The sequence below is a fragment of the Chloracidobacterium sp. genome (genome assembly GCA_015075585.1).
In the GTDB taxonomy this organism is placed as follows: Bacteria; Acidobacteriota; Blastocatellia; order Pyrinomonadales; family Pyrinomonadaceae; genus OLB17.
The window spans coordinates 96,868-122,264 of the sequence record JABTUB010000002.1 but is presented as its reverse complement, the minus strand read 5'-3'; the positions used below and the strand labels follow the sequence as shown (position 1 = coordinate 122,264).

General features: G+C 53.9%; 18 protein-coding genes. 8 read left to right on the top strand and 10 right to left on the bottom strand.

Features of this window, described 5'->3' with window-relative positions; genetic code table 11:
• Positions 1–7: 7 nt before the first annotated feature.
• Positions 8–649 (bottom strand): SOS response-associated peptidase family protein, encoded by a 642-nt coding sequence (locus HS105_09570; GenBank protein MBE7516839.1) that lies wholly within the window; start codon positions 647–649, stop codon positions 8–10.
• A gap of 347 nt (positions 650–996) precedes the next feature.
• On the opposite strand from HS105_09570, the gene HS105_09565 reads away from it, so the two are divergent.
• Together HS105_09565 and HS105_09560 are read left to right on the top strand one after the other, a co-directional pair.
• Positions 997–1,554: a hypothetical protein gene (locus tag HS105_09565; GenBank protein MBE7516838.1), complete on the top strand. Its 558-nt coding sequence runs from the start codon at positions 997–999 to the stop codon at positions 1,552–1,554.
• Positions 1,555–1,783: 229 nt separating this feature from the next.
• A complete protein-coding gene (locus HS105_09560) occupies positions 1,784–2,512 on the top strand; it encodes a hypothetical protein (protein MBE7516837.1) in 729 nt (242 codons plus the stop codon).
• A gap of 281 nt (positions 2,513–2,793) precedes the next feature.
• Here the strand turns inward: HS105_09560 and HS105_09555 are convergent, their stop codons facing one another.
• On the bottom strand, positions 2,794–3,579 hold the full coding sequence (locus HS105_09555; protein ID MBE7516836.1) for a PorT family protein: 786 nt from the start codon (positions 3,577–3,579) through the stop codon (positions 2,794–2,796).
• A gap of 209 nt (positions 3,580–3,788) precedes the next feature.
• Here HS105_09555 and HS105_09550 point away from each other — a divergent pair, with 209 nt between their 5' ends.
• On the top strand, positions 3,789–5,672 hold the full coding sequence (locus tag HS105_09550; protein MBE7516835.1) for a phosphoenolpyruvate carboxykinase (GTP): 1,884 nt from the start codon (positions 3,789–3,791) through the stop codon (positions 5,670–5,672).
• A 129-nt stretch (positions 5,673–5,801) separates the two neighbouring features.
• Positions 5,802–6,212 carry a DoxX family protein gene (locus HS105_09545; protein ID MBE7516834.1) on the top strand — a complete coding sequence of 137 codons (411 nt, stop codon included), beginning with the start codon at positions 5,802–5,804 and terminating at the stop codon, positions 6,210–6,212.
• A 54-nt stretch (positions 6,213–6,266) separates the two neighbouring features.
• On the opposite strand, the gene HS105_09540 is transcribed toward HS105_09545, so the two are convergent.
• The 7 genes from HS105_09540 to HS105_09510 all read right to left on the bottom strand — a co-directional run bounded on the left by HS105_09540 (position 6,267) and on the right by HS105_09510 (position 16,126).
• On the bottom strand, positions 6,267–6,503 hold the full coding sequence (locus HS105_09540; GenBank protein MBE7516833.1) for an exodeoxyribonuclease VII small subunit: 237 nt from the start codon (positions 6,501–6,503) through the stop codon (positions 6,267–6,269).
• Between the two features lie 6 nt (positions 6,504–6,509).
• Positions 6,510–7,277, bottom strand: a complete 768-nt coding sequence (locus HS105_09535) for a hypothetical protein (GenBank protein MBE7516832.1) — start codon at positions 7,275–7,277, stop codon at positions 6,510–6,512.
• A 4-nt stretch (positions 7,278–7,281) separates the two neighbouring features.
• Positions 7,282–8,592, bottom strand: a complete 1,311-nt coding sequence (gene xseA / locus HS105_09530; GenBank protein ID MBE7516831.1) for an exodeoxyribonuclease VII large subunit — start codon at positions 8,590–8,592, stop codon at positions 7,282–7,284.
• A 72-nt stretch (positions 8,593–8,664) separates the two neighbouring features.
• Positions 8,665–10,380 carry a VWA domain-containing protein gene (locus HS105_09525; protein ID MBE7516830.1) on the bottom strand — a complete coding sequence of 572 codons (1,716 nt, stop codon included), beginning with the start codon at positions 10,378–10,380 and terminating at the stop codon, positions 8,665–8,667.
• Between the two features lie 4 nt (positions 10,381–10,384).
• Positions 10,385–12,523 (bottom strand): serine/threonine protein kinase, encoded by a 2,139-nt coding sequence (locus tag HS105_09520; GenBank protein ID MBE7516829.1) that lies wholly within the window; start codon positions 12,521–12,523, stop codon positions 10,385–10,387.
• A 144-nt stretch (positions 12,524–12,667) separates the two neighbouring features.
• Complete coding sequence (locus tag HS105_09515) at positions 12,668–13,732, bottom strand: tellurite resistance/C4-dicarboxylate transporter family protein (protein MBE7516828.1); 1,065 nt, start codon at positions 13,730–13,732, stop codon at positions 12,668–12,670.
• 150 nt (positions 13,733–13,882) lie between these two features.
• Positions 13,883–16,126 (bottom strand): bifunctional diguanylate cyclase/phosphodiesterase, encoded by a 2,244-nt coding sequence (locus tag HS105_09510; protein MBE7516827.1) that lies wholly within the window; start codon positions 16,124–16,126, stop codon positions 13,883–13,885.
• 427 nt (positions 16,127–16,553) lie between these two features.
• On the opposite strand from HS105_09510, the gene HS105_09505 reads away from it, so the two are divergent.
• Entirely contained in the window at positions 16,554–16,838 is a 285-nt protein-coding gene (locus HS105_09505; GenBank protein MBE7516826.1) for a hypothetical protein, read from the top strand.
• Between the two features lie 79 nt (positions 16,839–16,917).
• Here HS105_09505 and HS105_09500 read toward each other — a convergent pair whose 3' ends face one another.
• Positions 16,918–18,090: a cysteine desulfurase gene (locus HS105_09500; protein ID MBE7516825.1), complete on the bottom strand. Its 1,173-nt coding sequence runs from the start codon at positions 18,088–18,090 to the stop codon at positions 16,918–16,920.
• A 124-nt stretch (positions 18,091–18,214) separates the two neighbouring features.
• Between HS105_09500 and HS105_09495 the strand changes: the two genes are divergently transcribed.
• The 3 genes from HS105_09495 (at position 18,215) to HS105_09485 (ending at position 25,304) form a co-directional block, all read left to right on the top strand.
• Complete coding sequence (locus tag HS105_09495; GenBank protein ID MBE7516824.1) at positions 18,215–20,755, top strand: VCBS repeat-containing protein; 2,541 nt, start codon at positions 18,215–18,217, stop codon at positions 20,753–20,755.
• Positions 20,756–20,986: 231 nt separating this feature from the next.
• Positions 20,987–23,590, top strand: a complete 2,604-nt coding sequence (locus tag HS105_09490) for a M1 family metallopeptidase (GenBank protein MBE7516823.1) — start codon at positions 20,987–20,989, stop codon at positions 23,588–23,590.
• Positions 23,591–23,633: 43 nt separating this feature from the next.
• Positions 23,634–25,304, top strand: coding sequence for a M1 family metallopeptidase (locus HS105_09485; protein MBE7516822.1), 1,671 nt, complete (start codon positions 23,634–23,636; stop codon positions 25,302–25,304).
• Positions 25,305–25,397 lie beyond the last annotated feature (93 nt).

Genomic DNA, 25,397 nt, shown 5'->3' with positions numbered 1-25,397 from the left:
CGTTCTCTCAGCGTTTTGCGTTCTCGTTCGGGTAAAGCTTTTCGAGTGTCGAATCAAGCTTGTCGGCTTCGAGAATGCCTTTATACGGCACGAGCAGTTCCTCGTCGCCTTCCGTGAGCCAGCGTTCCTGGTCGTGAATGTCGGAGATGATGACCGGCATTGCCTTTTCGTGTATCGGCAGCATAAAGTCGTTCGGTGCGGTGGTAAAGACGGCGAACGAAAAGAACGGGCTGTCTTCGTCGGTATAGCGGCTCCAAAGCCCCGCAAGGGCGTATGGTTTGCGTCCTTCGACAAATATCTCGACGGGCGGCAGGCCTTTTCCTTTTATCGGCCATTCGTAAAAGCTGCTAACGGGGAAGAGGCAGCGTTGGCCGCGGCGTAAAAGGTCGGACCAGAGCCTGCGTTCGTGCATCGTATCGACGCGTGCGTTGAACGTCGGGTATTTTGTCTCGAAGTGCGTGCCGCCTTCTCGCTGACACCACCAGCGCGCACGCAATGTGCGTATGACGCCGTCGCCGCGGCGTGCAACTATCCACGCAGGCTCTGTCGGCCGCAGATTATTGCGTGTCGTAAGTATGTCCGGCAAGGTAAAATGCGCGATCATCAACGCAAAATCCTCGGTAAGCCGCTGCGATGCCCGTCCGCACATAGAACATATCTTACATCACTTCGCCGCTGCCCGTGCGCACGCCGTTGCCTTGTGGTCGCGCAGCCTCATAGGCAAGGACGATCGCAAAATTATAAGAGGCCATGAAAAACTCGTGCCGATCCAAGCCGACGACGTTGTTTATTTCGCCTGATGATCGGCAGTATGTTCCATTACGTCCTGTATAATATCGGCAATTCTTTTAGGACATAGTAAAATATTGCGAGATATTCTTATCTAACATAAGAACGACGCTGCCGCGAGTAGATACGCGGACCGCATAAATTCGGGAATTCTTTATGAACGAGCCGCAATTGTCGTATAAAGATGCATGTTGCGTATTTCACCTTGTGATCGATGAACTCGAACATACCATTAAGCAATGTATTGCTAAACTTGAAGGCGATCCTAATGATCGACAAAAGCAGGCCGAGATCCCTTTTGAGGATTTTGTGCCTGTTAGTCCCATCGTACCGCACATCATTTGGATGTTGGTTACTCATTCGGTTACCTTGCTGGAGCTTTATTTGCCGACGATCATTGATGAAAATCTTACCAAGCGCGGAATTGACGTACATAACGCAAGCAGCAGCTGTAATAGTGGTGATGTTTTACAGCGGACGAAATGTATATTGGATCAACATGGAAACCGGGAGATAAAATGTGACAATCAATTACACGAGCGGCTAAAGGCACTCATACGTGTTAGGAACGATATTGTACATAACCTCGGCACACGAAGCAAAAAGACAAAGGACGGCCATATCGAGACTCTTCCGGGGATAATGTTGAAAGGTGCTGCCAGTACTTTCGATATTTCATTCTACGCAGTGAGATATGCAATACGTGATGTGGAAGACTATTTCGTATATGTTGATAAGGCGTCGCAGTCTTCAGAAAATTCTTGACATTTTTCGGCTGGTGAACATATATTTACGGCGTTGGAAGTTGAAGGTTCGGCGGCTTGCCGGGTTTGTTGAGAAAGACGCGGCCGGTGTGTGGTCTTTTAGAGAAAGCTGATAGTTTGGATCACGCGGCGGCTTCGACCATGCGGTCTATTGGCGGCAAACCTATTTCATTTTCCTGCGGGAGCCATCCGAACACGCGTATCTTTTACCCACAAACTCAGCAAAATTGATGTCAGAAGTAGGACACGCACGGAACATTCAGTCGTTCCGTTCGCTCGTTTCGTTCGTTACGGGCTACGGCGGTTATTATAAGCCGTCGAACAAGGATATCGAGTTGACTGCGCTCAACACGGCTCTCGCCGCTGCGGATGCCGCAATGGATCTCGTAACCGCAAAACTCGGCGTAAGCAAGACCACTATCAATACGCGGCAGAACGTTTACGCACCGCTCCGTACGACGGTCGCACGTTCGGTCAACTATTACGCATCGACGGGCGCGGCCGAGAATTCGATCGAGGACGCCAAAGGCTTCAAGCGCAAGATCGACGGCAAACGTGCATCCGCAAAGCCCGTTGACGATCCGAGCACGCCTGAAGACGAATCGGCGGGATCACATTCGGCAGCCCAGACAAGCTATACGCAGCGTGCCGAACACCTCGACAATTTGATCGCCATTTATCAGGGCGACCCTTTCTACATGCCGAATGAAACTGACCTGACCACCACAGCACTGCAAACGCTTTCGAACGATATGAAAGCCGCCACGCAAGCCGTGATCGATTCTTATACAGACATTTCCAATGCACGGTTAACCCGCAGCGACGTGATGTATGCCGGCCCGCAGTGTTTGTTCAGCCTGCAAAAGAAAGTGAAAGCCTATGTCAAAGGGCTGTACGGGCCTTCATCCGATGAGTATAAGCAGATCAGCCGTTTGAAATTTGTCGGATACGAGGATTAACGAGCGTCCGCAAGTCGGGAAAATGCTTCGACAAGTCGGGAATTCGCGTGAACATATCGGGAATTCGCGTCAACATCGTGGGAATTCGCGTGAACATATCGGGAATTCGCGTCAACATCGTGGGAATTCGCGTCAACATCGTGAGAATTCGCGTCAACATCGTGAGAATTCGCGTCAACATCGTGGGAATTCGCTTCCGCAGGTCGGGAACGCGTCTCCGTATAACGGGAACGCGTTTCCGATACTTGGGAATGAGCGATGTTCGTTCGATATGTCGCGGTCTATTTTACGCCAAAGGCATAACCGACCGAGAAAACAAGTGCACCCGTGCGGCTTTTGCCGTCCGTCGCGGTGTTCTTTTGCAAGGTCGTAAGGCCGTATGAGCCGCGTGCGTCGATAAAGGCGTAGTTCTTGCGGTGTTTGAAGGCAAGCCCGAGGCCGCCCGTGATGCCCATATTGAAACGATTCAAACTGCTCGTAACATCCGTTTTCGCATCAAAGTTCACCGGCGGCAGCGGCGTCGTCGGCCCCATCATCACGGGCATCGTCCCGCCCTTGTCGTAGTAAACCGAGCTCGTTCCGCTCGTAACCGTTGTCGCCTTTGTCAAAAAGCCCATATACGGCCCGGCATTCACGTAAACGCCGACGGGTTTGTCCTTCGCAAACCGGTATTTCAGCATCACCGGAACCTCAATATAATCGAGCTTTGCCGTGTTCTTGAAGTTCGCGTAAAGATACGTTCCCGGCGGCAGCGGCGGCATTCCCGGCATCGGCTGGGTGATCGGCTGCATTCCGGTACGCCTGCCGCCCTGAGGTGAATAATTGACCTCTACCTGCAGCGATGTTGCCTTGTGAAGCTGCACATCGACAAAACCGCCGAAGTTCGGCGCAAGACGCGACTTATAGTCCTTCGTAACTTCCTCATTGCCGCCGCCCACGAGGTTCGGCATCGAAAAACCGGCCTTTACACCGATGTAAACTTCGCGATCGCCGCCCTGCGCGAACGAAATGCCCGCAAGCGTGAGGATCAGCGTACTGAATAAAATGAAACGAATGGAATTTGTCATATTTTCTCCCTTTTATTCCTTGTTCGAAACGTGAACAAACTCGAATATTGCACTATCACAAACGTAACGCAAGCAATACGGCCGTAAATGTTTATCATAAACTTATGATGTGATAAGCTGTTAGAACTACAACACGTACTTTGCGAGACATCCCGCCGCAACGCTTTGTCTCAAAGGCGTATGTGGCAGGCCTTTAACGGAGATTTTTTATGACCGAGATCAATGCACCTTCCAATATAAAGAATGAAGAGCTTATAAAGTTCGTTACCGATGCCGTCGAGCTGTGTAAACCTGATGACGTTTACTGGTGCGACGGTTCACAAGAGGAATATGACCGCATCTGCCAAGAGATGGTCGATGCAGGCACCTTTGTAAAGCTGAATTCGGCAAAGCGCCCGAACAGCTTCCTTGCACGCTCGCACCCTTCGGACGTTGCACGCGTCGAGGACCGGACGTATATCTGTTCGCGTGCAAAAACAGATGCCGGGCCGACGAATAATTGGATGGCACCGGCCGAGATGAAGGTGCTGCTCAAGGGTAAGTTCGACGGCTCGATGAAAGGCCGCAGGATGTACGTGATACCTTTCTGCATGGGCCCGATAGGCTCGCCGATCTCGCAGTTCGGCGTGCAGGTTACCGATTCGCCCTACGTCGCGGTCAATATGAAGATCATGACACGCATGGGCGCGGCCGCACTCGAAGCCCTCGGCGAAGGTGAGTTCACGAAGTGCCTCCACTCTGTCGGTATGCCTCTCGCAGACGGCCAGGCCGATGTCGCGTGGCCCTGCTCGCCCGACCCGAAAGACAAGTACATCGTCCACTTTCCCGAAGAGAATTCCATCGTTTCCTACGGATCAGGCTACGGCGGCAACGCATTGCTCGGTAAAAAGTGCCTCGCACTCCGCATCGCCTCGAACCTCGGCCGCGCACAAGGCTGGCTCGCCGAGCATATGCTTATTGTCGGCGTAGAATCGCCTGACGGTAAGAAGGATTATGTTTGCGCAGCGTTCCCTTCGGCCTGCGGCAAGACTAATTTTGCGATGCTCATTCCGCCAAAGCCTTTCCAAGAAGAGGGTTGGAAGATCACGACCGTCGGCGACGATATCGCATGGATAAAACCCGACGAAACCGGTAAGCTGCGGGCTATCAATCCCGAGAACGGCTTCTTCGGCGTCGCACCCGGCACGAACTACAAAACCAATCCCAACGCGATGGAGTCGATCAAAGAGAACACCATCTTTACAAACGTCGCGTTGACCGACGACGGCGACGTCTGGTGGGAGGGAATGGACGGCGAACCGCCCGCACACGCGATCGATTGGCAGGGCAACGACTGGACGCCCGCAAGCGAAGCGAAAGCCGCCCATCCGAACTCGCGATTTACCGCACCGATCACGCAATGCCCGGTCGCAGACCCGAAATTCAACGATCCGGAAGGCGTGCCCGTCTCGGCTTTCATTTTCGGCGGCCGCCGCAACTCGGTCGTGCCGCTCATACAGCAGTCGTTCAACTGGGCATTCGGCGTCTATATGGCCGCAACCATGGGATCGGAGATGACCGCCGCCGCATTCGGCAACATCGGCGAGGTCAGACGCGATCCGTTCGCGATGCTGCCTTTTGCGGGCTACCACATGGGCGATTATTTCGGCCATTGGCTCAACTTCGGACGGCAAATACCCGATCCGCCGCGTATCTTTTCGGTGAATTGGTTCCTCAAGGGCGAGGACGGCAAGTTCCTCTGGCCGGGTTACGGCGAGAATATGCGTGTGCTCAAGTGGATCGTCGAGCGTGCCCGCGGCGGTTCGAAGGGCGTCGAGACACCGCTCGGCTGGATGCCGCGATACGAGGATATGGACTGGCGCGGCCTCGACCTGCCGAAGGAACAATGGGACAAGATCATGCATCTCGACCGCGACCTCTGGCTCAAGGAGATCGCAATGCACGATGAGTTGTTCTTTAAGCTCTACGACCGCCTGCCGAAGGAGATGACATTCATACGCGAACTGCTTGTCTCAAATCTGTGGCGTGCATCTGAGTCGGGACTCGCTTCACCGAGGCATGAACCTGCGGAACATTCGCAGGCAGCAGGCTGAACATAACGTGATTTTATCCTCCGATCGACAGCCGGGCAGAAGTGTCCGGCTGTCTTGCCTTGCACGCCGCCGGATAGTATCATCATTTAACTCGCCCCGATCGGGGCATTTCTATTAAGGGGAGTAGGAATGGAAAGATTCATGGGGCGTTATTCGCCGTATATTTACGCATTGTTCCGCATCGTGTTCGGCTTGATGTTCGTGATGCACGGCACGCAGAAGTTCTTTAATGTACCGGCGTCAAAGAACGGGCCGATGGAGCTGGCAGGCCTTATGCTGGTCGCCGCAGCGATCGAAACGGTGTGCGGCTTGATGATCTTCACGGGATTCTTTGCAGGCATCGCGGCATTCATCGCGAGCGGTATGATGGCGACGGCATATTTTATGGTGCATCATCCGATGAGCTGGTTCCCTATACAAAGCGGCGGGGAACTCGCGGTCGCCTATTGCTTTGCTTTCTTATATATTGCGTCACGCGGCTCAGGCGTGCTGAGTGTCGATTCGCTTATACGCGGCAGCGGCGGCTCGGTCGAGACCTAAGGAATATTCATCAGCGAATTGAGCCGGAGGCTGCCCGAAAAGGCGGCCTCTTTGTCAGTTCTCGCCTGCTTCATCGTCGGGCATCTCTTCTACGTTAAAGTCGCCGTTCAGTTCGCGCGTGAGCTTTTCGATGCGGCGTTCTGCGGTCGTCAAGCGTGTTCGGCAGTCCTTGACCAGAGTTACGCCTTTCTCGAACAGGCCGAGGCTTTCCTCGAGCGTGAGTTCGCCTGCCTCCAGCTTTTGGACGATGGCTTCAAGTTGGTTGAGAGAGCTTTCAAATGACTGTTCCATATTTATTCACTTTATCAACTTTTCGGCTTCACGCAGAATGTCGGCAAGCCCGCCTATGTTGACCGAGCCATTTGATACGCCCGCTCCGTTCTTCGCGATCGCGATCAGCTCCTGACCGACCGTTCTGGCAATGTCTGTCGCAAGTTTATCATCGCGTATGCTGACGATACGCCACTTGCCGCCGAGGCGCCGCATTTTGAATGTCGGTGCTTGGTCATCGCGTCGGGTTTTAACGACCGCCGTATCGCCGTCGGTCTTTATATCAAGATATCGGCCCGCACCAATGACAAGTGCAGGGAACGGAACGTCGGCAAATCGCACCGTGCGGTCACGGATCACGCGAGGAAGTTCCGATCTTGCCCGCTCCTTTACAGAAGGAACCAACGGAGCTGCGACCACAGCCAGCTTTTCGATAATGCTCGGTGGAATGCCGCGTCCGTAAAGCTCAGCAGCCTTGGCGGCGATCTGCGGTACAAAGTCATCTACGACAGAATCAACATCGACAATATCGTCAACGCCCTGTTTGTCATCCCGCTGAGCAGCCTCGATCAGCAATGCGAGCGAATATTCGGGCGTGTCGTAAAAACTTCGCCAATATATGTATCCGCCGGCGGCAGCGATCACCAAGATGAGGGCCGCAAACCCTGCGACGGTGGCAGCAATGATCTTTAACCGACGCGAACCTCGCGGGTCGTGCGAGACGGCGGAGAACATCGGCCGCTCGCTCGGAGCGCTCGATGCAGTCGTGTTTGTGTCGCCGGCAAATATAGACATCTGCTTACTCAACGGATGAAACCTCCGCAGCGATCCGTCCTTCACCGAGACGGATGTTGATCCGCTCGCCTTTGCCTACATCAGCGGAACTTCGGACAACGCGGCCATTCTCCTTTTGTGTGATCGAGTAGCCGCGGCCGAGGACGTTAAGCGGCGAAAGTGCGTCGAGCGTCGCGGCACGCCGTCCGAGCGTATCTGACAGTTTTGTAAGATATCGTGTCTGTGCCGCAGTATGACGCTGCGAGAGCAGTCGAATCCGCGACGAAAGCTCGGCAGCACGGCGTGAAAGAAGCTCAGGCGAAATACGGCTTGCCGCATTGCTGAACCTTTCTGTGTACTCTCCGGCTCTCTCATCGATCACCGCATCCAATCGGTCCGCCACACCCTGAAGCTCGGCGGCCGCACTTGCAACGATGATCGCGGTCCGGTGCCGAAGCAGGTCTTCGCTCGCCTTGATCCGCGTAAGGATATCATCCTCTTTGCCTGCGACGATCTCGGCTGCTGCCGAAGGCGTAGCCGCACGCGCATCGGCAACAAGATCGCTTATCGTCCAATCAACCTCGTGCCCGACGGCCGAGATCACAGGAATTTTGCTTGCCCGTATCGCTCTTGCGAGGGCCTCGTCGTTAAATGCCCAAAGGTCTTCGGCGCTGCCGCCGCCTCGGCCGACGATCATGACGTCGATGCGCTCGGCCGCGTCAAGCGTTTCGTTGTAAGCATTTATGTTCTCGATCGCCGTACGGATGCTGTCTGCCGCACCTTCGCCCTGAACTGCCGACGGTGCGAGTAAGATCGAAACGGTGCGTGTCCGTCGCGTCAGCACCGAGCGTATATCATAATATGCGGCACCTTTTCGGGACGTTACGACCGCGACACGCCTCGGTAGGAAGGGAAGCGGCCGCTTGATCTCGGGTGCGAAAAGCCCTTCGGACTCAAGCCGCTTGCGGATCTGCTCGAAAGCCGCGCGCAGGGCGCCTTCGCCTTCAGGTTCGAGTGATTCGACGACAAGCTGAAATTCGCCGCGTGCAGGATATATCGTCAACTTTCCGCGAATTCGAACGGTTATCCCGTTCTCAGGGCGAAATCGTATGCGAAAATTCGTGCCCTTCCAACATACGCAGCGAAGCTGTGAAGTGCCGTCATTTATGTTGAAGTACCAATGGCCCGAAGCCGCTCTTGTGAAATTTACGACCTCGCCCGCAACCCAAACGCTTGAGAACGCTCGTTCGATGACGGCCTTCGCCTGAGCCGTCAGCTCGGTAACGGTCAGCGGCTGAGGCTCGTCCGTCTGTTTTGCAAAAAGAAGGTCTTCCACTGTGTTATTTCAACATAGATCGGCAGTGTTGCATAGTCATTGCGGCCGTTCAGTGTGTTCGATCATCACTGCCTACTTGCTTTCCGCAACAGATGTTATCGTTGCAAAGATGTTCTCGCGTTTTACCTTGGCCTTTAGCCGCGGCGAAGCCTTGCTGCCGCTATTAGCCGACGGACAGCGGAACATGACGTTATATGCTGTCCTCAGTTGGGAAACAATGTCCTCGTATGCGGCTTGGATCTCGCTGAGGCGTGAGATCGAATAATAAACACCGCCCGATATCTGAGCAAGCTGCCGGCCTTCACCGTCGCTCTTTGCGGAAAGTCCCAAATACCGTGCGCGCAGCGGATCGATCGTCGCTCCGGCCTGCGACGCAGCGATCAATCCGGAAGGTACGTACAGCGGATATATGAGCGATCCGCTTTCTTGTATCGAACCCAGCAGCGACCGGAATGACAGGAACGAGCGGTTATCGTCGCCGTCAGAAAGTATGACGATCGCACTACGCCCGCCTTTTAATGACCGCAGCGTATCGGCGATCACATAAGCGAGAGCGTCATAGTATGCGGTGCCGCCGCCCGCATCGAATGAATCCAAGCTTTCCGAAAGCCGCCCTTTGTCGGTCGTGAAAGCCGCGAGCACCTTTACATCATCGTTAAAGATAACGATGGCAATACGGTCTCGGTTATCCATCGTGCTGATAAATTCGCGTGCGGCCTTGCGGATAAACGTTGTATAATTCTCGACACTTCCCGAGACATCAAGCAGCAGAACAAGGTTGACCGGAGCTTCGGAAGGCTCAACAGCGAGTACCTCGCAAGGAGTTCCGCTCTCGGTTACTTCAAAGTCGGCTTTGCTCAGCCCGGCGACGGCTCGATTATTAAGATCGGTCGCCCGCACAAGTGCCGTCAGTTCTGCCGCCGCAGGCACATTAACGCTTCTGTCGCTCGAGCTGAATCGCGGCTCCATCTTTATCGGCGGAAGAGAGCGGGCATAGTCGCCGTAGTATTTCGGAGCTGCCTTGCGAATGGCATCCATCAGAAGCGAGTCGCCGCTCCGAACGATCGCTTTCGCAGCATTTGTGAGCGGGCGGTCGCGAAGGTCGCTTGCAACCTGATCCGGCGGGACGTTCAGCAGAATGATGCCGCGCTCGGTCGTGGCGTTGAGGGTTACACCGGCGTCGGCTTTATCCGTTGGCGCGCCTCCGGAGCTGTCCTTTTTCTTCTTTTTGCCGGAAGCCTCCGTAGTTTGTCCTTTTATCTCGAAACGCCCGGCACTCCTTTCCTTAACGTCATTCAAAGCGAGATCGGACATATATCGCGGCCTCGATCGTGTCCATTGAAGGTTATAGGTGATATTGTCCGTCGCAAGGTCGGCGGCGATGGTTCCCGTGTCAGTGCTGACATCAAGTCGAGAGAAACTCCCGAGCAGATCGACCGCGCCGTCAATGGTCGCAACCCTTACGGCAAGACCTTCGGGAATTGTAACGCGAATATCGATCCGCTTCTTCGCGTCGGCCGGCGCAACCGCAACGGCCACTGCGTTGCGTGAGGTCGTGATCGACAATTCGCTCTCGGCAACGGATATGGATGAACTCGCGTTTACTTGAATGACGGCGGTCAGCGATACGTCCGTTACGACGGTCACGCGCCCGTAGCGATTAACAACATCGAGCGGCGTTCCGATGCTGATCGGTGCTCTGCGGGTGAGTTCCTGAGCTGCTGCCGCAGCCGATAAGCCGAGCAGGAATCCAAGTATCACGATCACCTTTCTTGCGGAAACTGTCATCGGCCTACGGCTTGCTTGAAATTGTTCCGGAATGGATGAGGCGCCGTCTGACACGCTCTTGCCACTTTTTCACCGGCCGCTCATCATCCTCAAATTGTGCAATGAGGTCTGTCCATGATTCACCGCCCGCCAGCCGCGTCTTTATGTATAAAAGAGCTACGATGATCGACGAAAATGACAGTATAACTATCTGCATCGGGAGCCATATCAATTGTACGAATGACTGCAGCACCGCGCGCTCGACCTTTGTCCGGGTCGCAGAGTCATCGGTGGTGAACCGTATCCCACTGCCGCTTTTCGATGTGATGCGGATGCCTTTGGCGCCGCTTTCGTCCTGCGCGGGCGGCTGTTCCGGCTTATCGTCGGCAGGAGCTGCCGTTTTAGGAGCGTTGCCCGTGTCGTCGGGGCTTGTGTCGATCCGCTCGATCTTCTGCTCGATGCCCGTGGCCGCAAGGTCAACGATCGCCGAAAGCGTCCCGCCGGCGATCGCGGGTATCAGGAACATCACGAACGCGGCGGCCGCAGTCGTCATCAGTGATCGTTTTACGAGATCCTTCGACCGCTTCAGAGCGGCTTTGCCCTTAATGTGTTCCAATATCACGACCGGCGTGACCAATGTCCAGATCACACTGGTAACAAAGAAGCCGATGCCGCAGGTGATCACTCCGATCAGCAGCGACCAAACGGTGCTCAACAGGCCCGTAATGGCAAGTGCCTTCCATCTTTTACGGACCTCAGTTAGGGCAGACCGAAGCCGGACGGGCCGAAGCGGCATTGCTATCGACTGCACAACCATCCACGCGATAGCCCCCGTCAACAAGTAGGTGCAGAACAGATTGATGACCTGAAGCAAACCTGCAAGCGTGCCGATCGCTATGTTTGAGGTCGCCTCTAAGATCATCCCGCTGACATTGAGAAAAGCAAGCACGATCGTCGCGATCGTCAAAATGATCGTCGGCAGCGAAAAAAGGGTCGCGGCAAGCAGAAATTTCGGCAGATATTCGCTGTAAATGACCAAAGAACGGCGAAGCAGGCCAAAGATCCCTTCGCTGTGTGAGCGTAGAATGCTTGCAAATGCTTCGGCTGTCGGCGGCCGCATATTCGGATCCTTTTCGAGTGCAGAAAGGATCGCATTTTTGAGTTTACGCGGGACGCCTTTGGCAGAAAATCGGGGCGGCGGAAGTGCCTTATGCGCTTCCATTACATCGTCGAACTTGCCTTCGAACGGAGTTTTTCCGGACAGCATCTGATAGGCGATGACACCGAGGCTGTAAACGTCCGAACGCGTATCGAGAGACTCGCCTCTGCACTGCTCGGGCGACATATAAAGCGGGGTGCCGAGCACCGACCCGACACGCGTCAGGCTTGCTGTTGTCGGCGAATCCTTTAACGAATGAGCGGTCAGCGGGCGGCTCGCGTCCTCGCTTGCATCGCCCTCGGCAGAATCGAGCACTATCGTTCCGATCGTATCCTCATTTTCTGCCGCATTCTCAAATATTGCGGTTTTGCCCTCATCGGCCAACGGAGCTAGCTGTATGGTCGCGTTTTGGCCCTTTCGAGTGTCATTTCCCGTTTCACCGTGGACCGTCGCCGCATCGTTATGTATCAGTTGCGTGGGCCGCGATACAGCAGGCTCAGCGCCCGGCAGCGAGGTGTCCGCAGTACCGCTATTGTGTTCTTCCAGCTTTGCAATACCGAAATCGAGAACCTTTACCGTGTAGCCGCCGCGCTGATTCGGTTCGAGCCAGATGTTGTCGGGCTTCAGATCGCGGTGAATGATACCCTGTTCGTGAGCCGCATTCACTGCACTGCTGACCTGTTCGAGAATGTCGAGCGTCCAAGATACCGGCAGATTCCTTTCTTCTTCGAGTATCTCGCCGAGGGTGCAGCCATCCAGATACTCCATTACGAGATAAGCGACCTCGCCGCCGCTCATCATCGCAAATCCGAAATCCGTTACATCGACAACATTCGGGTGCCGGAGACGGCCGGCAGCACGGGCTTCACGGCGAAAGCGCTCGATGAACTCCGCGCGTTTCATAAATTGCGGGGCAATGATCTTTACGGCAACGGGCCTTTCGGTGCCGAGATGGGTCGCAAGATAAACAGAACCCATGCCACCGCTGCCCAGCTCGCGGATCATCTGGTATTTTCCGTCCAGTACTTGTCCTGTTAGATCCGAATGGCCCATCAAAAAGTATTTCCAAACTCCGGCGGTAATTGCAGATAATGTACGTCCGAAACGTATCAGAGGTTTAGTATAACTCGACAGCAGGTTTTGGAATACTCAAAGGCGGAATGAGGCGATATGCCGCATCAAATAGCGTAAAAGGCCGATGAATGCCAACGTCCACGCTATCAGCGCGACATAGAAAAAGATTTCCGGCAGAAAAAGGAGAAAGTCGAAGCCCAATGCCTCGATCATCCGATGTGTGCATGCGGCATACATACCCAGCGGAAATACGGCACCCCAATAAAGAGGATCGTAATGAAGAGGGAAGCCCTGATGGCCGTGACGCCAGATACTCAAAATTAGCAGCATCGGTATCCACCACGTTCCCGTTGCCCAATAGAATACGGTAAACCCTTTGATAAATGGCAAGAGTGACGCCAGGAAAGGGGCATCACCGGAGTTGAGTATCAATAGCGAGCCTGCCAAGGTCGATATCGCCATTGCGCCCATATTTATCCAGTAAGGCGGCGAAAGGTCGCTCGGCAAGAACGGGAAGAACGTGTATCTATAGAAAATGAGCGACATCATCCAGATATAGAGCATTCCGCCCCATAGCCACATCGACAAAGCGAGGAAGTTCATTTCGAGCTTGCCGGGCTGGTCCACATGTGCGGCAAGCAGCGCAGCGAGCACCGAGATCGACTGCGTCGCGACGACCGCCAAAAGCCAGCCTCCGCTGATGCCTTTATCGAGCGACGGCTTTTTCTCTTTTACCGTGAAGCCGGCGAAGACGGTGTAAGTGAGTGTGATCCAAAGTACGGCAGCGATAGCCCAAAGGATCGTGGCGATGTAGTAATCGGCCCGAAGAACAACGAATTGACTGCCGAGGACGCCCGTTCCCGCGACCGTGGTAAAGAAGCCGGGGCCCGACAAATGATCCTTGAGGTCATTAAGAAACGGGCGGGGATACCGTATAACTCTTAGGATCGTCAGTATCCAGAGGGTTATATAGAAGACACAGTTGAGATAGAACAGTATATGCGCAATGAGCCGCAGGTCGATGAGCTGCGCGGCGATGGAAATGATGCCCGTAGCCATCACCATCCCGAAGTATGCAGGCGAGAGGCCCTCAAGATGTGCAGGGGCAACCTCGGTCACTTCTCCGACAGCAGCACTCATTGCGTTTCGATCCTTGTATTTCGCCGCCATCCGAAAGCATTCTGCTTCGTATGATACGGCACGAGTCGCTCGTTTTCTTGGTCAAGGAATAATACTACGCAATGCCGAAAGCAACAACCGTAGGGTTTGGATAACGCTTATGCGGTGTGCTCACACGCGGAGTGCCGGCTGGCCGATCTCAGGATCATTTACGCGGTTTTCGGTCCGTCGGCCCGAATTATCAGTCGGGATCCAGTTCTTTGATCCGTAAAGGGCTTTCTCGGCAGCTTCCAGGTTGAGCGGACGGGCGAAGAGATAGCCTTGGCCGTAGTTGCAGCCGAGTGAGCGGAGCAGAGTTAGCTGCTCAACCGTTTCGATGCCCTCGGCAATGACACCCATCTTTAATGTGCGGGCGAGCGAAATGATGATCGGCAGAATTCCGGGATCGCCATGGTTCTGCGCCGCGGCCGTTACGAACGATCGGTCGATCTTGAGCGTGTCGAACGGTAGCTCATGGAGAACGCTGAGGCTCGAATAACCTGTTCCGAAATCATCCAAACTGAGCTTGACCCCAAGGCGCTTTAATCGATTCAAAACCTTTGCCGTGTGTTTGGCATCCTTCATTGCTACGCTTTCGGTTATCTCAATTTTGAGTGACGTCGGATCGAGTTTTGCGACGGTCAGAGCGTGCTCGACATCCGCGACCAATGAACCGCGAAGAAGGTGCCTGGCGGAAATGTTAACGCTTACAAAAAGGTCGGCATAGTTCGGGCTTATCCTCTGCCATTGAGCCAGCCTCAAGCATGTCTCCTGCAGTATCCAGGTCGTGATCGGTATGATCAGCCCCGCATCTTCGGCGATCGGTATGAATTTTGCTGGCGAGACACTGCCGAAAACGGGGCTGTTCCACCGTAACAGGGCTTCGAAGCCCAAAAGCGTGCCGTCCATCAGGTTGACGATCGGCTGATAACTCATTGACAGCTCATTGTTGTCCAAAGCTGTCCTAAGGGCATTCTCGGTGCGGACACGTTCAAGGAACCTTTCACGCAGATCCTTTGTAAATAGAGCGACGCCGAGATCGTGCTCTTTGGCGAAGTGCATTGCGATGTCGGCGTCGCGCAAAAGGTCTTCCGCCGTCTGATGATCTGCGTCACAAGCGGCGATGCCGATGTTGACCGCCAGCGAGACGCTGTTTCCGCTTAACGAGAATGGCTGACCGATGCCGTCGTGAATGCGCTGTGCGATCTTATGAGCCTTGTCGGGCGAGCGTAGGCCTTGCAGGATGACGACGAACTCATCACCGCCCACTCTGGCTACCATATCGCCGGATGACACCATTCGTTTGAGGCGCCTTGCTGCGATCATGAGTACCTTGTCGCCTACCGTGTGTCCGAGGCTGTCGTTTATATTCTTGAATCCGCAAATGTCCACGAAAAGAACATGGAATGCCTTGCTCGGGTCCGTATGATGGTCTTGAATAAGACCGTAAAGCTTCTCGCCTAACTGTTTCCGATTGGGGAGCCGCGTCAGATGATCGTGAAGTGCCGCATGCTGGAAGTTACGTTCACTCTTTCTTAGCGCTACGTTGACCGCTTCCTGGCGGGCGAGCATGATCTCAAGCTCATGCGAATGCAACTCTGCATCTTCACGACGTTTTTGTTCTATGGCGGCTCGCTGAAGGTGAGCTTGCTCCTCGCTCTCGATCGCAGTATTGATCTCGTGAATGGACTCTTTATAGCTGACATAGAAGATCGCTATCGCCCCAATAGCGATCACGCCCGTGAGTATGTCGCCATACATCAGGAGCTTGTAGATCAGCCCCGCTACTCCCGCTCCGACGACCTGTGTCATCGAGCTGGCGAAGCAGTCCCTTTTTAAGGTGGTGAAAATACTTGTGCCGTCTTTCAATTTTGCAAAGAAAGCTGCATACGCAGAAGGAACAGCAAATTGAATGGCGGCTAATATGCCAAGGGTTGATGCGACGTACGGCGTTGAAGACTGTCCGGGTAGCTGCGAGGCCGGAACCACCCAGAGAGAAGTGAGGTAGCCGAGAGACATTGTGATGGCGTTTATCGCAACGTTTGTTGGAATCATGAGCGGACCGAAAGGAAAGCGGTTTCGCTTGAGATAAAGACACGTTGCCAGTGATTCTATCGCCGCCATGATGACAGCGGCGGTCCCGCCAAACAGGAGGAATGTCAAGAATACAGATGCGTCAGAAAAGCTAACGGCAAAACGCGATCGGGGCAGGGCAAGTGACATCCGCGGCGCGGCAAATGCCGTAAAAGCCAATAGAGAAAGGAAGCCCCAACCGAACATATTATTTCCCAGGTGCCATCCCGCAAGCACACAAACCCACACGCCCACCGCGATCGTGGCGATCTTTGCTATTTTGGTTGCTCGGGCTCGATCCATAGTGCGAGGTGCAGACGTGTCGCGAAAGGTGGGGGCCTGATGAATACAGGCTCCGAGAGCCTGATCCAACATAAGAGTTTAACATGTTTGTGCAGTATTTTCCACAAATATATTTGGCTTGTTATTACATTGGATATAAGGTATACAGCACTCGACTGTATACCAATTATCCGATTATTTAACTACTTTAACCGCAATACTTACGTGTACGAAATGTTAAAGATGTTACATAAGTATTCACTCCGAATGAAAAATGAGCGACTCGAACTATTAGCTGATCTATAAACTGTAAATAACTATGTAATAAGGGCTTAGCGGCCCATTCGTTGAATGGTCCAATTGTGGCACGGCGATTGTAATAGAGTAAGGCAGAACAGAACCTCAACGGAACTGAAATCTGAAAACTTAAACTTTTAGGAGAAGAAAAATGAAAAAGACACTCGCATCACTCGTACTCGCAATGGTTCTTATGGTTGGCACAAGCTTCGCAGGCGACGGCATAATCATAGCGGGATTTAATGACTCGACACCGAATGCTCCGGCACCGTGTACGAGTTCTACTTCAAAAGACCTCACCGGCATTATCATTGCAGGCTTTGGAGACGGCATCATCATCGCGGGCTTCAACGATGGCATTATCATTGCCGGTATTGCCGAGATGATAGAGAAGGCCACCACGCCCGTAGTTAACTGCGGATTTTCGATCGACTAGGCAACGATCAGTTCACTGACAGTACGGGGTGGACGAATGGCCCGTCGAGCGATCGGCGGGTCATTTTTGTATTGAGAGGTTACTTGGGCGGAGCTAAGCGGCGAAGATTCTCGACAGCCTGCGGAAGGATCTCAAGCAGTCGGTCGATATCATCGTCCGAATTGTACCGGCCGAGGCTGAATCGAATGGCACTTCTGGCGGTCTCATCATCTGCGTCGAGAGCGCGTATCACCGGCGACGGTTCAAGCGAGCCGGATGAGCAAGCCGAACCCGTCGAAACTGCAACGCCCGCCATGTCGAGATTTATCAGAAGCCCTTCGCCCTCGACGCCGCGGAACGAGATGTTTGCGATATTGGGCAATCGATCGATGCGGTCGCCGTTAAAGGTTATGTCGCTGACCTGTTCCGCGATGCTTTGCTCGATGCGGTCGCGCAGCCGGCGTGTTCTTTCGGCAACCTGCGGCATTTCTCTTGCGGCAATATCAGCGGCTGTTCCGAGGCCGACAATGCCGGGCACCGCTTCTGTTCCGCCTCGAAGGCCGCGTTCCTGCCTTCCGCCGACATTCTGTGCGTGCAGCCTCGTGCCGCGCCTCACATAGAGTGCGCCGATGCCTTTCGGGGCATTGATCTTATGGCCTGAGAGCGAGAGCATATCGCAGCCTATCGCCTCGACATCGGTTGTTATCTTGCCGACGGCCTGTACGGCGTCTGTGTGAAAGCGGACCCTGCTGCCGCTTTTTCGGAGCTCGCGAACAAGACGACCAATAGCCTCAACAGGCTGCAGCGTGCCGATCTCATTGTTCGCTGCCATTATTGTGATCAGTATCGTGTCATCACGGATCGCTGCGTTGAGATCATCCATTCGGACGATACCGTTCGCATATACCGGAAGGTGTGTTATTTCAAATCCTTGCTCTGCAAGGTCTTCGCAGACATTCAGAACTGCAGGATGTTCAATGGCCGACGTGATGATGTGATTGCCGTATTTTGCATTCGTCTGCGCAAAGCCGCGAATGGCCAGGTTGTTCGATTCCGTTCCGCCCGAAGTAAAGAGGACCTCGTTCGGACGCGCGTTGAGCATTGCGGCAACCTGATGTCGTGCTTTATCAACAGCCGTACGTGCCTCTTGGCCGAAGCGATGGATGCTTGACGGATTTCCGTAAGAATCGCGCAGGAAAGGCAGCATCGCCTCAAAGACCTCGTCGGCGACGCGCGTAGTTGCGCTGTTATCGAGGTAGACGCGTCGGAACATTTTCCAATTATACAATTCGGCGGTTTTTACGCTAAACGATCAGGAAGTTGCGGTCGAATCGGTGTATATTTGGAAATAAGATACAGCCAGGCCTTTTTCAATTCGGCTCCCGGAGGCAGTGTTTATGAAACACATCGCGCTTAACTTATTGATTCTTTTCGTTTTCGCAGTATTTGCTTTTAATGTCCAAGCGGCGGTTTTCAACGTGAATGTGACGTCCGATACCGATGACGGCTCGTGTGACGCAAATTGCAGTCTGCGTGAAGCCGTTTCCGCCGCGAACGCCGCGGCGGGCGATGATTCTATTGAGTTCGACGCTGCGATCTTCGGTTCGCCGCAGATGATCACGCTAACGCAAGGTGAACTCTTTGTTGCTAATAGCGGAAAATTGACCGTCAACGGCCCAGGCAGCGGCCTTTTGAAGATAAGCGGCAACAATGTGAGCAGGATCATTTATGTCACGTCCGATGCGGATCTTACCGTATCCGGAATTACATTTACGAACGGCAACGGAGTTGGCCGCGAGCCGGTTGGCGGCGGTGCGATCGTAGCTTTCGGCTCGTCCGTGCGGGCTGACAACTGTTCGTTCGGCGGCAATGAAGGCGGACAATTCGGCGGTGCGATCAGGGGTTTTTATAACGCAACGGTCGATATAAGGAACTCAACCTTCTACCTGAATCACTCGAACAGCGGCGGGGCTTTGTTACTCACAGGCTCAGCGTCCACTCTAAATATTGACCGAAGTATATTCTATTTGAACACAAGCGGTTGGGGCGGAGCGGTCACGGGAGAAGGCGGCAACGTGACCATTGATAACTCATCGTTCTTCCATAATTCGGCGGTCAACACCGGCGGCGGTTATCTTTCCGGCTCGGCGCGGACAACGATCGCTAATTCGACATTCCTCGGCAATTCCGCGCAGAGCGGCGGCGGCATTTTTTCAGGCGGTACATTAACGATCACAGATACGACCGTGAGCGGAAATACGGCTTCATACGAGGGCGGCGGTATCGCAGCTCAATCCGGTTCGACACTGACCCGCGCTCGAATACTAAGTAATCAAGCAGGAGCGAGCGGCGGCGGCATACTTTCTCGGGGAAACCTGGTGATAACGGATTCGGCTGTCTCGCACAATACGGCAGATTCGGCCGGCGGTATATATGCCGAAGGCCTTACGGCATCAGGTTTGACCGTAAGCTTTAATCACGCGAGCGATATAGCCGGCGGCATATTTATCTCCGCAGGCGGCTTGGCTCCCAGGACAATAGAGAACAGCACGGTCTCGGGAAATCGCTCAGGAAGTGACGGCGGCGGGATCAATTCCTTGGTCAGCCTGACGCTTAGGAACGTTACTGTCGCAAAAAACACCGGTGCCGCGGGCGGTGTGATCTCTGTTGCCACTTCGATAACGGCCAAGAGTTCTGTATTTGCGAACAATTTCGACAATAACGGTAAGGCCACAGACGTGTTCGGTAACTTTGTTTCGAACGGCTTCAATCTTATACAGGCACCGCAAAATGCCGTCATCACGGGCGATGTTTCGACAAACATCTACGGTGCCGATCCTTTGCTCGCTCCGCTCAAGAACTACGGCGGTATTACTCAAACACATCTGCTGCTCCCCGGAAGCCCGGCTATTGATACCGGCAATGCAGGCTCATTGACAGCAGATCAGCGGGGCAGCGTGCGGCCGTACGATGACCCGTCAGCTCCGAATGCGGCGGGCGGCGACGGCTCGGATATAGGGGCATTTGAACGGCAGGCAAGCGAAACGGCAGGTTCCGCGGCGTTCGATCTTGACGGCGACGGCAAGTCGGACGTGTCCGTTTTCCGTCCTTCGAGCTCGGATTGGTACGTCCTGAACAGCACGGGCGGCTATTCGGTACAGCATTGGGGTAAAGAGGGCGATACGATCGTCCCTGCCGACTACGACGGCGACGGAAAGGCTGACATTGCCGTTTTCCGCAAGAACGAGAACAGCAAGTGGTACATCCTCAACAGCTCGAACAATACGGTGCGGGTGCAAGAATGGGGTGCGTCCAACATCTTACAGGCGATACTGTTCGACCGTCCTTCTCCGGCCGACTATGATGGCGACGGTAAAGCGGATCTGGCTGTTTGGAGGACCACCGACAATTTAGGCGAGGCTGCCCGCTTTGTGATCCTGCAAAGTTCGTCCGAAACGCCGCGGAGTGTAACTTGGGGCAGTTGGCAGGATGTGCCCGTACCGGCTGATTATGACGGTGACCAAGCGGCAGATCCGGCGATCGTCAGAAGCAACGGATCGGGCGGCAAACAGTGGTGGATCATGAAGAGTACGACAAATTCGCATTCTGTGGCGACATTCGGCCTTGACGGTGACGCTGCCGTGCCTGCGGATTTTACGGGTGACGGAAAGGCCGATGTTGCGGTCTGGCGCAGAAGCGACGGCAGTTGGTACGTACTCAGAAGCGAGGACGGAAGCTATTTCGCCCTGCCGTTCGGCACGAATGGCGACATTCCCGTTCCCGCTGATTACGATGGTGACGGTAAGGCCGATCCTGCGGTGTTTCGGCCGACGATCGGCACTTGGTGGATCAACGGTACAGCAGGCAGCCTTCTTATCCGTAACTTCGGGCTCGGCAGCGATCGGCCCGTTCCGGCCGCGTATCTGACATTGCCGTGATCGCCCCGGAACGTAACTTGTGCGTTAGACCGCTGCCTGCTTAAGTGAGTTGCTGATCCGTTCCATTTATTTGAGCGTTACAATAGTTTGCATCGACGACCGGTATCGAACCGCTTTGTTCGACGCCGGTTTTTCGGCAGTTTTTCCGCAGATTCGTTTTTAAATCCGTGCTAGTTGAAACATTTGTTCTTTCGGCGTCGTAATCGCGACATATTGCGAGGCTGATATATTATGAAAACACGCCCATATTTCCTGCTTGTACTGTTTCTGTTCATCACTGCATTCTCATCAACGCCTGCATCGGCCGTGCCGTATAGGCCATACGATCCGTTCGTCCAAAAGGACGGCGAGGTCAAGAAACTGCCGCCGGTAAATTGGATCCGAAGTCGCGAGATCGACGTCAAGCACATTGACATCGATCTTAAATTCGACTGGGACAAGGAGCAGGCGGCCGGTTCGTCAGCTATCACGTTTGTTCCGTTTACAACAACTCGCGTGATAACGCTCGATGCCGCGATGATGAGCATCGAGGGCGTTTCAATGAACGGAGTGCCGCTGAAATTCACATACGACGGCAAGCTGGCGAACGACAATCTTTCGATCGACCTCGGCCGATTCGTGAGCGTCGGCGAGACGGTAAAGGTCAAAGTCGATTACAAGACGAATTACGTGAATACGGCGATGGGCGACACTCCTATCGGCGGGTTCGGCCGTGGCCTGCGGTTTATTAAGCCAACCGAGGATGAGCCGAACAAGCCGCATCAAATATGGTCGCAGGGCGAGACCGAGTTCAACCGCTATTGGTTCCCGTCGTACGATACGCCAAATGATTTCAGGACGACGACGCTGACCGCTACGGCGGCGAAGCCATTCTACGTGGTCTCGAACGGAAAGCTTGAGAGTTTACGCGACAATAAGGATGGCACACGAACGTTCCGCTGGGTCATGGATCAGCCGTATGCAAATTATTTGACATCCATAGTGGTTGCCGAAACTACGCCCGTAACGCAGAACTTTGATGGCATCCCGGTGTATAACTTTGGCTATACCAATGAGACAAAAGAAGTTGCGGCCACAGTTAAGAACCTGCCCGCGACGATGAAATTCTTTTCGGAGGTAACGGGCGTTAAATATCCGTATCCCAAGTATTCACAAGCGTTTGTCGAAGATTTTGGCGGCGGGATGGAGAATATTTCGGCTACGACACAGATCGAAGAAATGATCCACGACGAGCGTGAGCTGCTTGATAACGACAGCGAGTCGCTCCAGTCGCACGAACTCGCACATCAATGGTTCGGTGACTATGTTACCTGCCGCGATTGGGGGCAGATATGGCTGAATGAGAGCTTTGCCACCTACATGCAGGCGATGTGGACCGAGAAGCTGAAAGGCCATGATGAATTCCTTTACACCGATATCAGCGGTAATCAGGATCAGGTGCTCAGGTCGTGGAATTCGGATCTGCGCAGACCAATCGTTACGAAATACTACGAGAATAAGGATGCGATATTTGATTCTTATGCATATCCGGGCGGCGGATCCGTTCTGCATATGCTGCGAAAGCACTTGGGCGACGCCGCCTTTTCGGCATCATTAAAGCATTATCTTACGGCCAACGCGCATCAGCCCGTTTCGACTGAAGAGTTCCGGATCGCCATTGAAGAGACCACGGGCCAAGCAATGGATTGGTTCTTTGACGAGTGGCTTTACCGAATGGGACATCCGATCTTCGAGATCACGCAGTCGTACGACGAAAATGCGAAGAAGTTGACCTTGACGGCCAAACAGACACAAAAGGTCGATCCCAATAATGAATATCCGCAAACGGCGTATTTTCAATCGTATGTTGATATTGAGATAGACGGTAAGGTTTCACGCGTTTGGATGGAGCCAAAAGAGACGAACGTCTGGACCTTCGATGCCGCGACAAAGCCGAAACTCGTCAATTTCGATTACGAGGGCACTCTGCTGAAAGAGATGACCTTTGAAAAATCTACGGATGACCTTATCTATCAGATGGAGAACGACAAGGATGTTCTCGGTCGCAAATGGGCGCTGGAAGAGTTGGAGAAAAAGCTTTCAGGCCCTGACCGCGGGCGTATCGTTAACGCAATGATCACGACGGCGGAAAAAGATGCGTTCTGGCGCATTCGTGATGACGCTTTCAGAGCGGTCACGAAACCCGCGGGAAACCGGGACGGCACGGCATCCGGGACAAAACCGAGTGCCGAGATCGAAGCTCTCGCGTTAAAGCTTGTAAAGGATCCTGCTCCGGCGATCAGAGCCGATGCGATCGGAACTCTGGGACGAGATGCAAGTAAACAAACGGCAGATATCGCTGTTTCGATGATCGCCGATCCCAGTTATCAAGTGGTCAACCGAGCGGCTTGGGCCCTCGGCAAGAGTAAGGATCCGCGTGCTTTCGAATTGCTGACAAAGCTTTCGAATACACCGTCTTGGCACGGGCGGCTTGCAAGTGCGGGTTATACGGGGCTTGCTCAGCTTGCCGACAAACGCTCGTTCGGCCCGGCGCTTGCCGCTGTCAGCAACGGGTCGTTGTCGAAAAATGTCCGCAATACCGCCGTGATGGTCGTCGCGGCAACAGGAAAAGGCGATCAGCGAGCATATCCATTGATCGCCCAAAGGACCAAGCAGGCTCTCGAGCGGAACGACATTCAAGGCGCTGTTGATGGTTTGGTAGCGGCAACCGAGCTTGCTGACCCGCGCGGCCAGGAACTTTTTGACCTTGCTAAGGAAAAGTTCAAGAATATTCCGGGGCTGCTGCCGTTCGTCGCGGCGCAGGAAGCACGGTTCAAAGCGGCGCTAAAGCAGTAGGGCATTTTGCTCTACACCGGGAGATATGTTGACGAAGGCAAAGATGATCATAAAGAGTTTCAGCGTGCGTGACATTCGTTTATCGACCGCGGCGGCATTTATCATTCTTGCGGCGTTTGTCGGAGCGTTCGCTCAGAACGGCCCGATCAGCAGGGCAGAGATGCTTCGCGGCTCGATAACGCCTGAACGAGCGTGGTGGGATGTGCAGCATTATGACCTTTCAGTACGCTTTATGCCCGAGACGCGATCGATAAAAGGCTCAAATACGATCACTTTCAAGACCTTGAAGGCCGGCCGCCGGATGCAGATCGATCTGCAGATGCCGCTTGTGATCACAAAGGCTGTAAGCGGAGGCAAGGAACTCAAATTCGAACGCGAGGGCAATGTGTTCTGGATCGATTTTGCGTCCGAACTTTCGCAGGGCATTGAGGACAGCGTAACGATCTTTTACGAGGGCCGGCCGACCGTGGCGACAAATCCGCCGTGGACGGGCGGCGTACAATGGGGACACGATGATCTTGGCAATTGGTTCATCAACACGACGTGCCAAGGCATCGGTGCGAGTGTTTGGTGGCCCAACAAGGATATCGGCTACGACGAACCCGACCGCGGCATGAAGATAAACCTGACGGTTCCCGAGGACCTTGTCGGTGTTTCGAACGGCAGGCTGAAGGGTGTCGATCACGATGAAAAGGAAAAAACGCGAACATACCATTGGGAGGTTGTTAACCCGATAAACAACTACGGCGTCAATGCGAATATCGGAAAATACGTTACCTGGTCTGAAGTGTACAGAGGCGAGGGCGGCGACCTGGATATAAGCTACTGGGTTCTTGCGCATCAGAAAGAGGCCGCGATGCGGCAGTTCAAGGAAGTGCCGCGTATGCTGAAGGCATTCGAGTATTGGTTCGGCAAATATCCTTGGTATGAGGACGGCTATAAGCTGGTTACGGTATCTTATGCCGGAATGGAGCACCAAAGTTCGGTTACGTACGGCAATTGGTTCCGCAACGGTTACCGCGGACGCGACACTAGCTACACCGGTATCGGCTTCAAGTTCGACTTCATCATTGTGCACGAATCGGGGCACGAGTGGTTCGGCAACAATATCTCGATGCGCGACGCTGCCGATATGTGGATCCATGAAGGCTTTACCAATTATTCTGAGAATCTTTTTGTCGAATATTATTGGGGTAAAAAGGAAGGCTCGGAGTATGTCATCGGCGAGCGGCGCGATATTTTGAACGATCAGCCGATCATAGGTACTTACGGCTCGAACCGCGAAGGCTCGGGCGATATGTATAACAAGGGCGGCAATATGCTGCACACGATCCGCCAGGTGGTGAATGATGACGGCAAATGGCGTTCGATACTACGCGGGTTGAATAAGGACTTTTGGCATCAGACCGTGACGACGCAGCAGATCGAATCGTACATTTCGCAGCACGCAGGCGTTGATCTTGGCAAGGTCTTCGACCAGTATTTGCGAACGACGAAGATACCGCAGCTTCGGTATAAGATCGACGGAACGCGACTGACCTACCAATGGGCGAACGTCGTTGCAGGGTTTAATATGCCGCTGAGAACAACGATCAACGGGAAGGAGGTTTGGCTCAAGCCGGCCGAGACGGAGCAGGTCCTTGATCTCGGCTCGCCGATCGCGTCTTTCGCAGCCGATGCGAACTTCTATATCGGGACGCAGCAAGTAAAATAACGGCAAATTCTGCCGCCGCTGCTATGGTTTGCGGACTCGAACCGAATTGACTTGTGCCCGATGCGGTGTTTAGACTTGAGGTTGTGGTGAGTT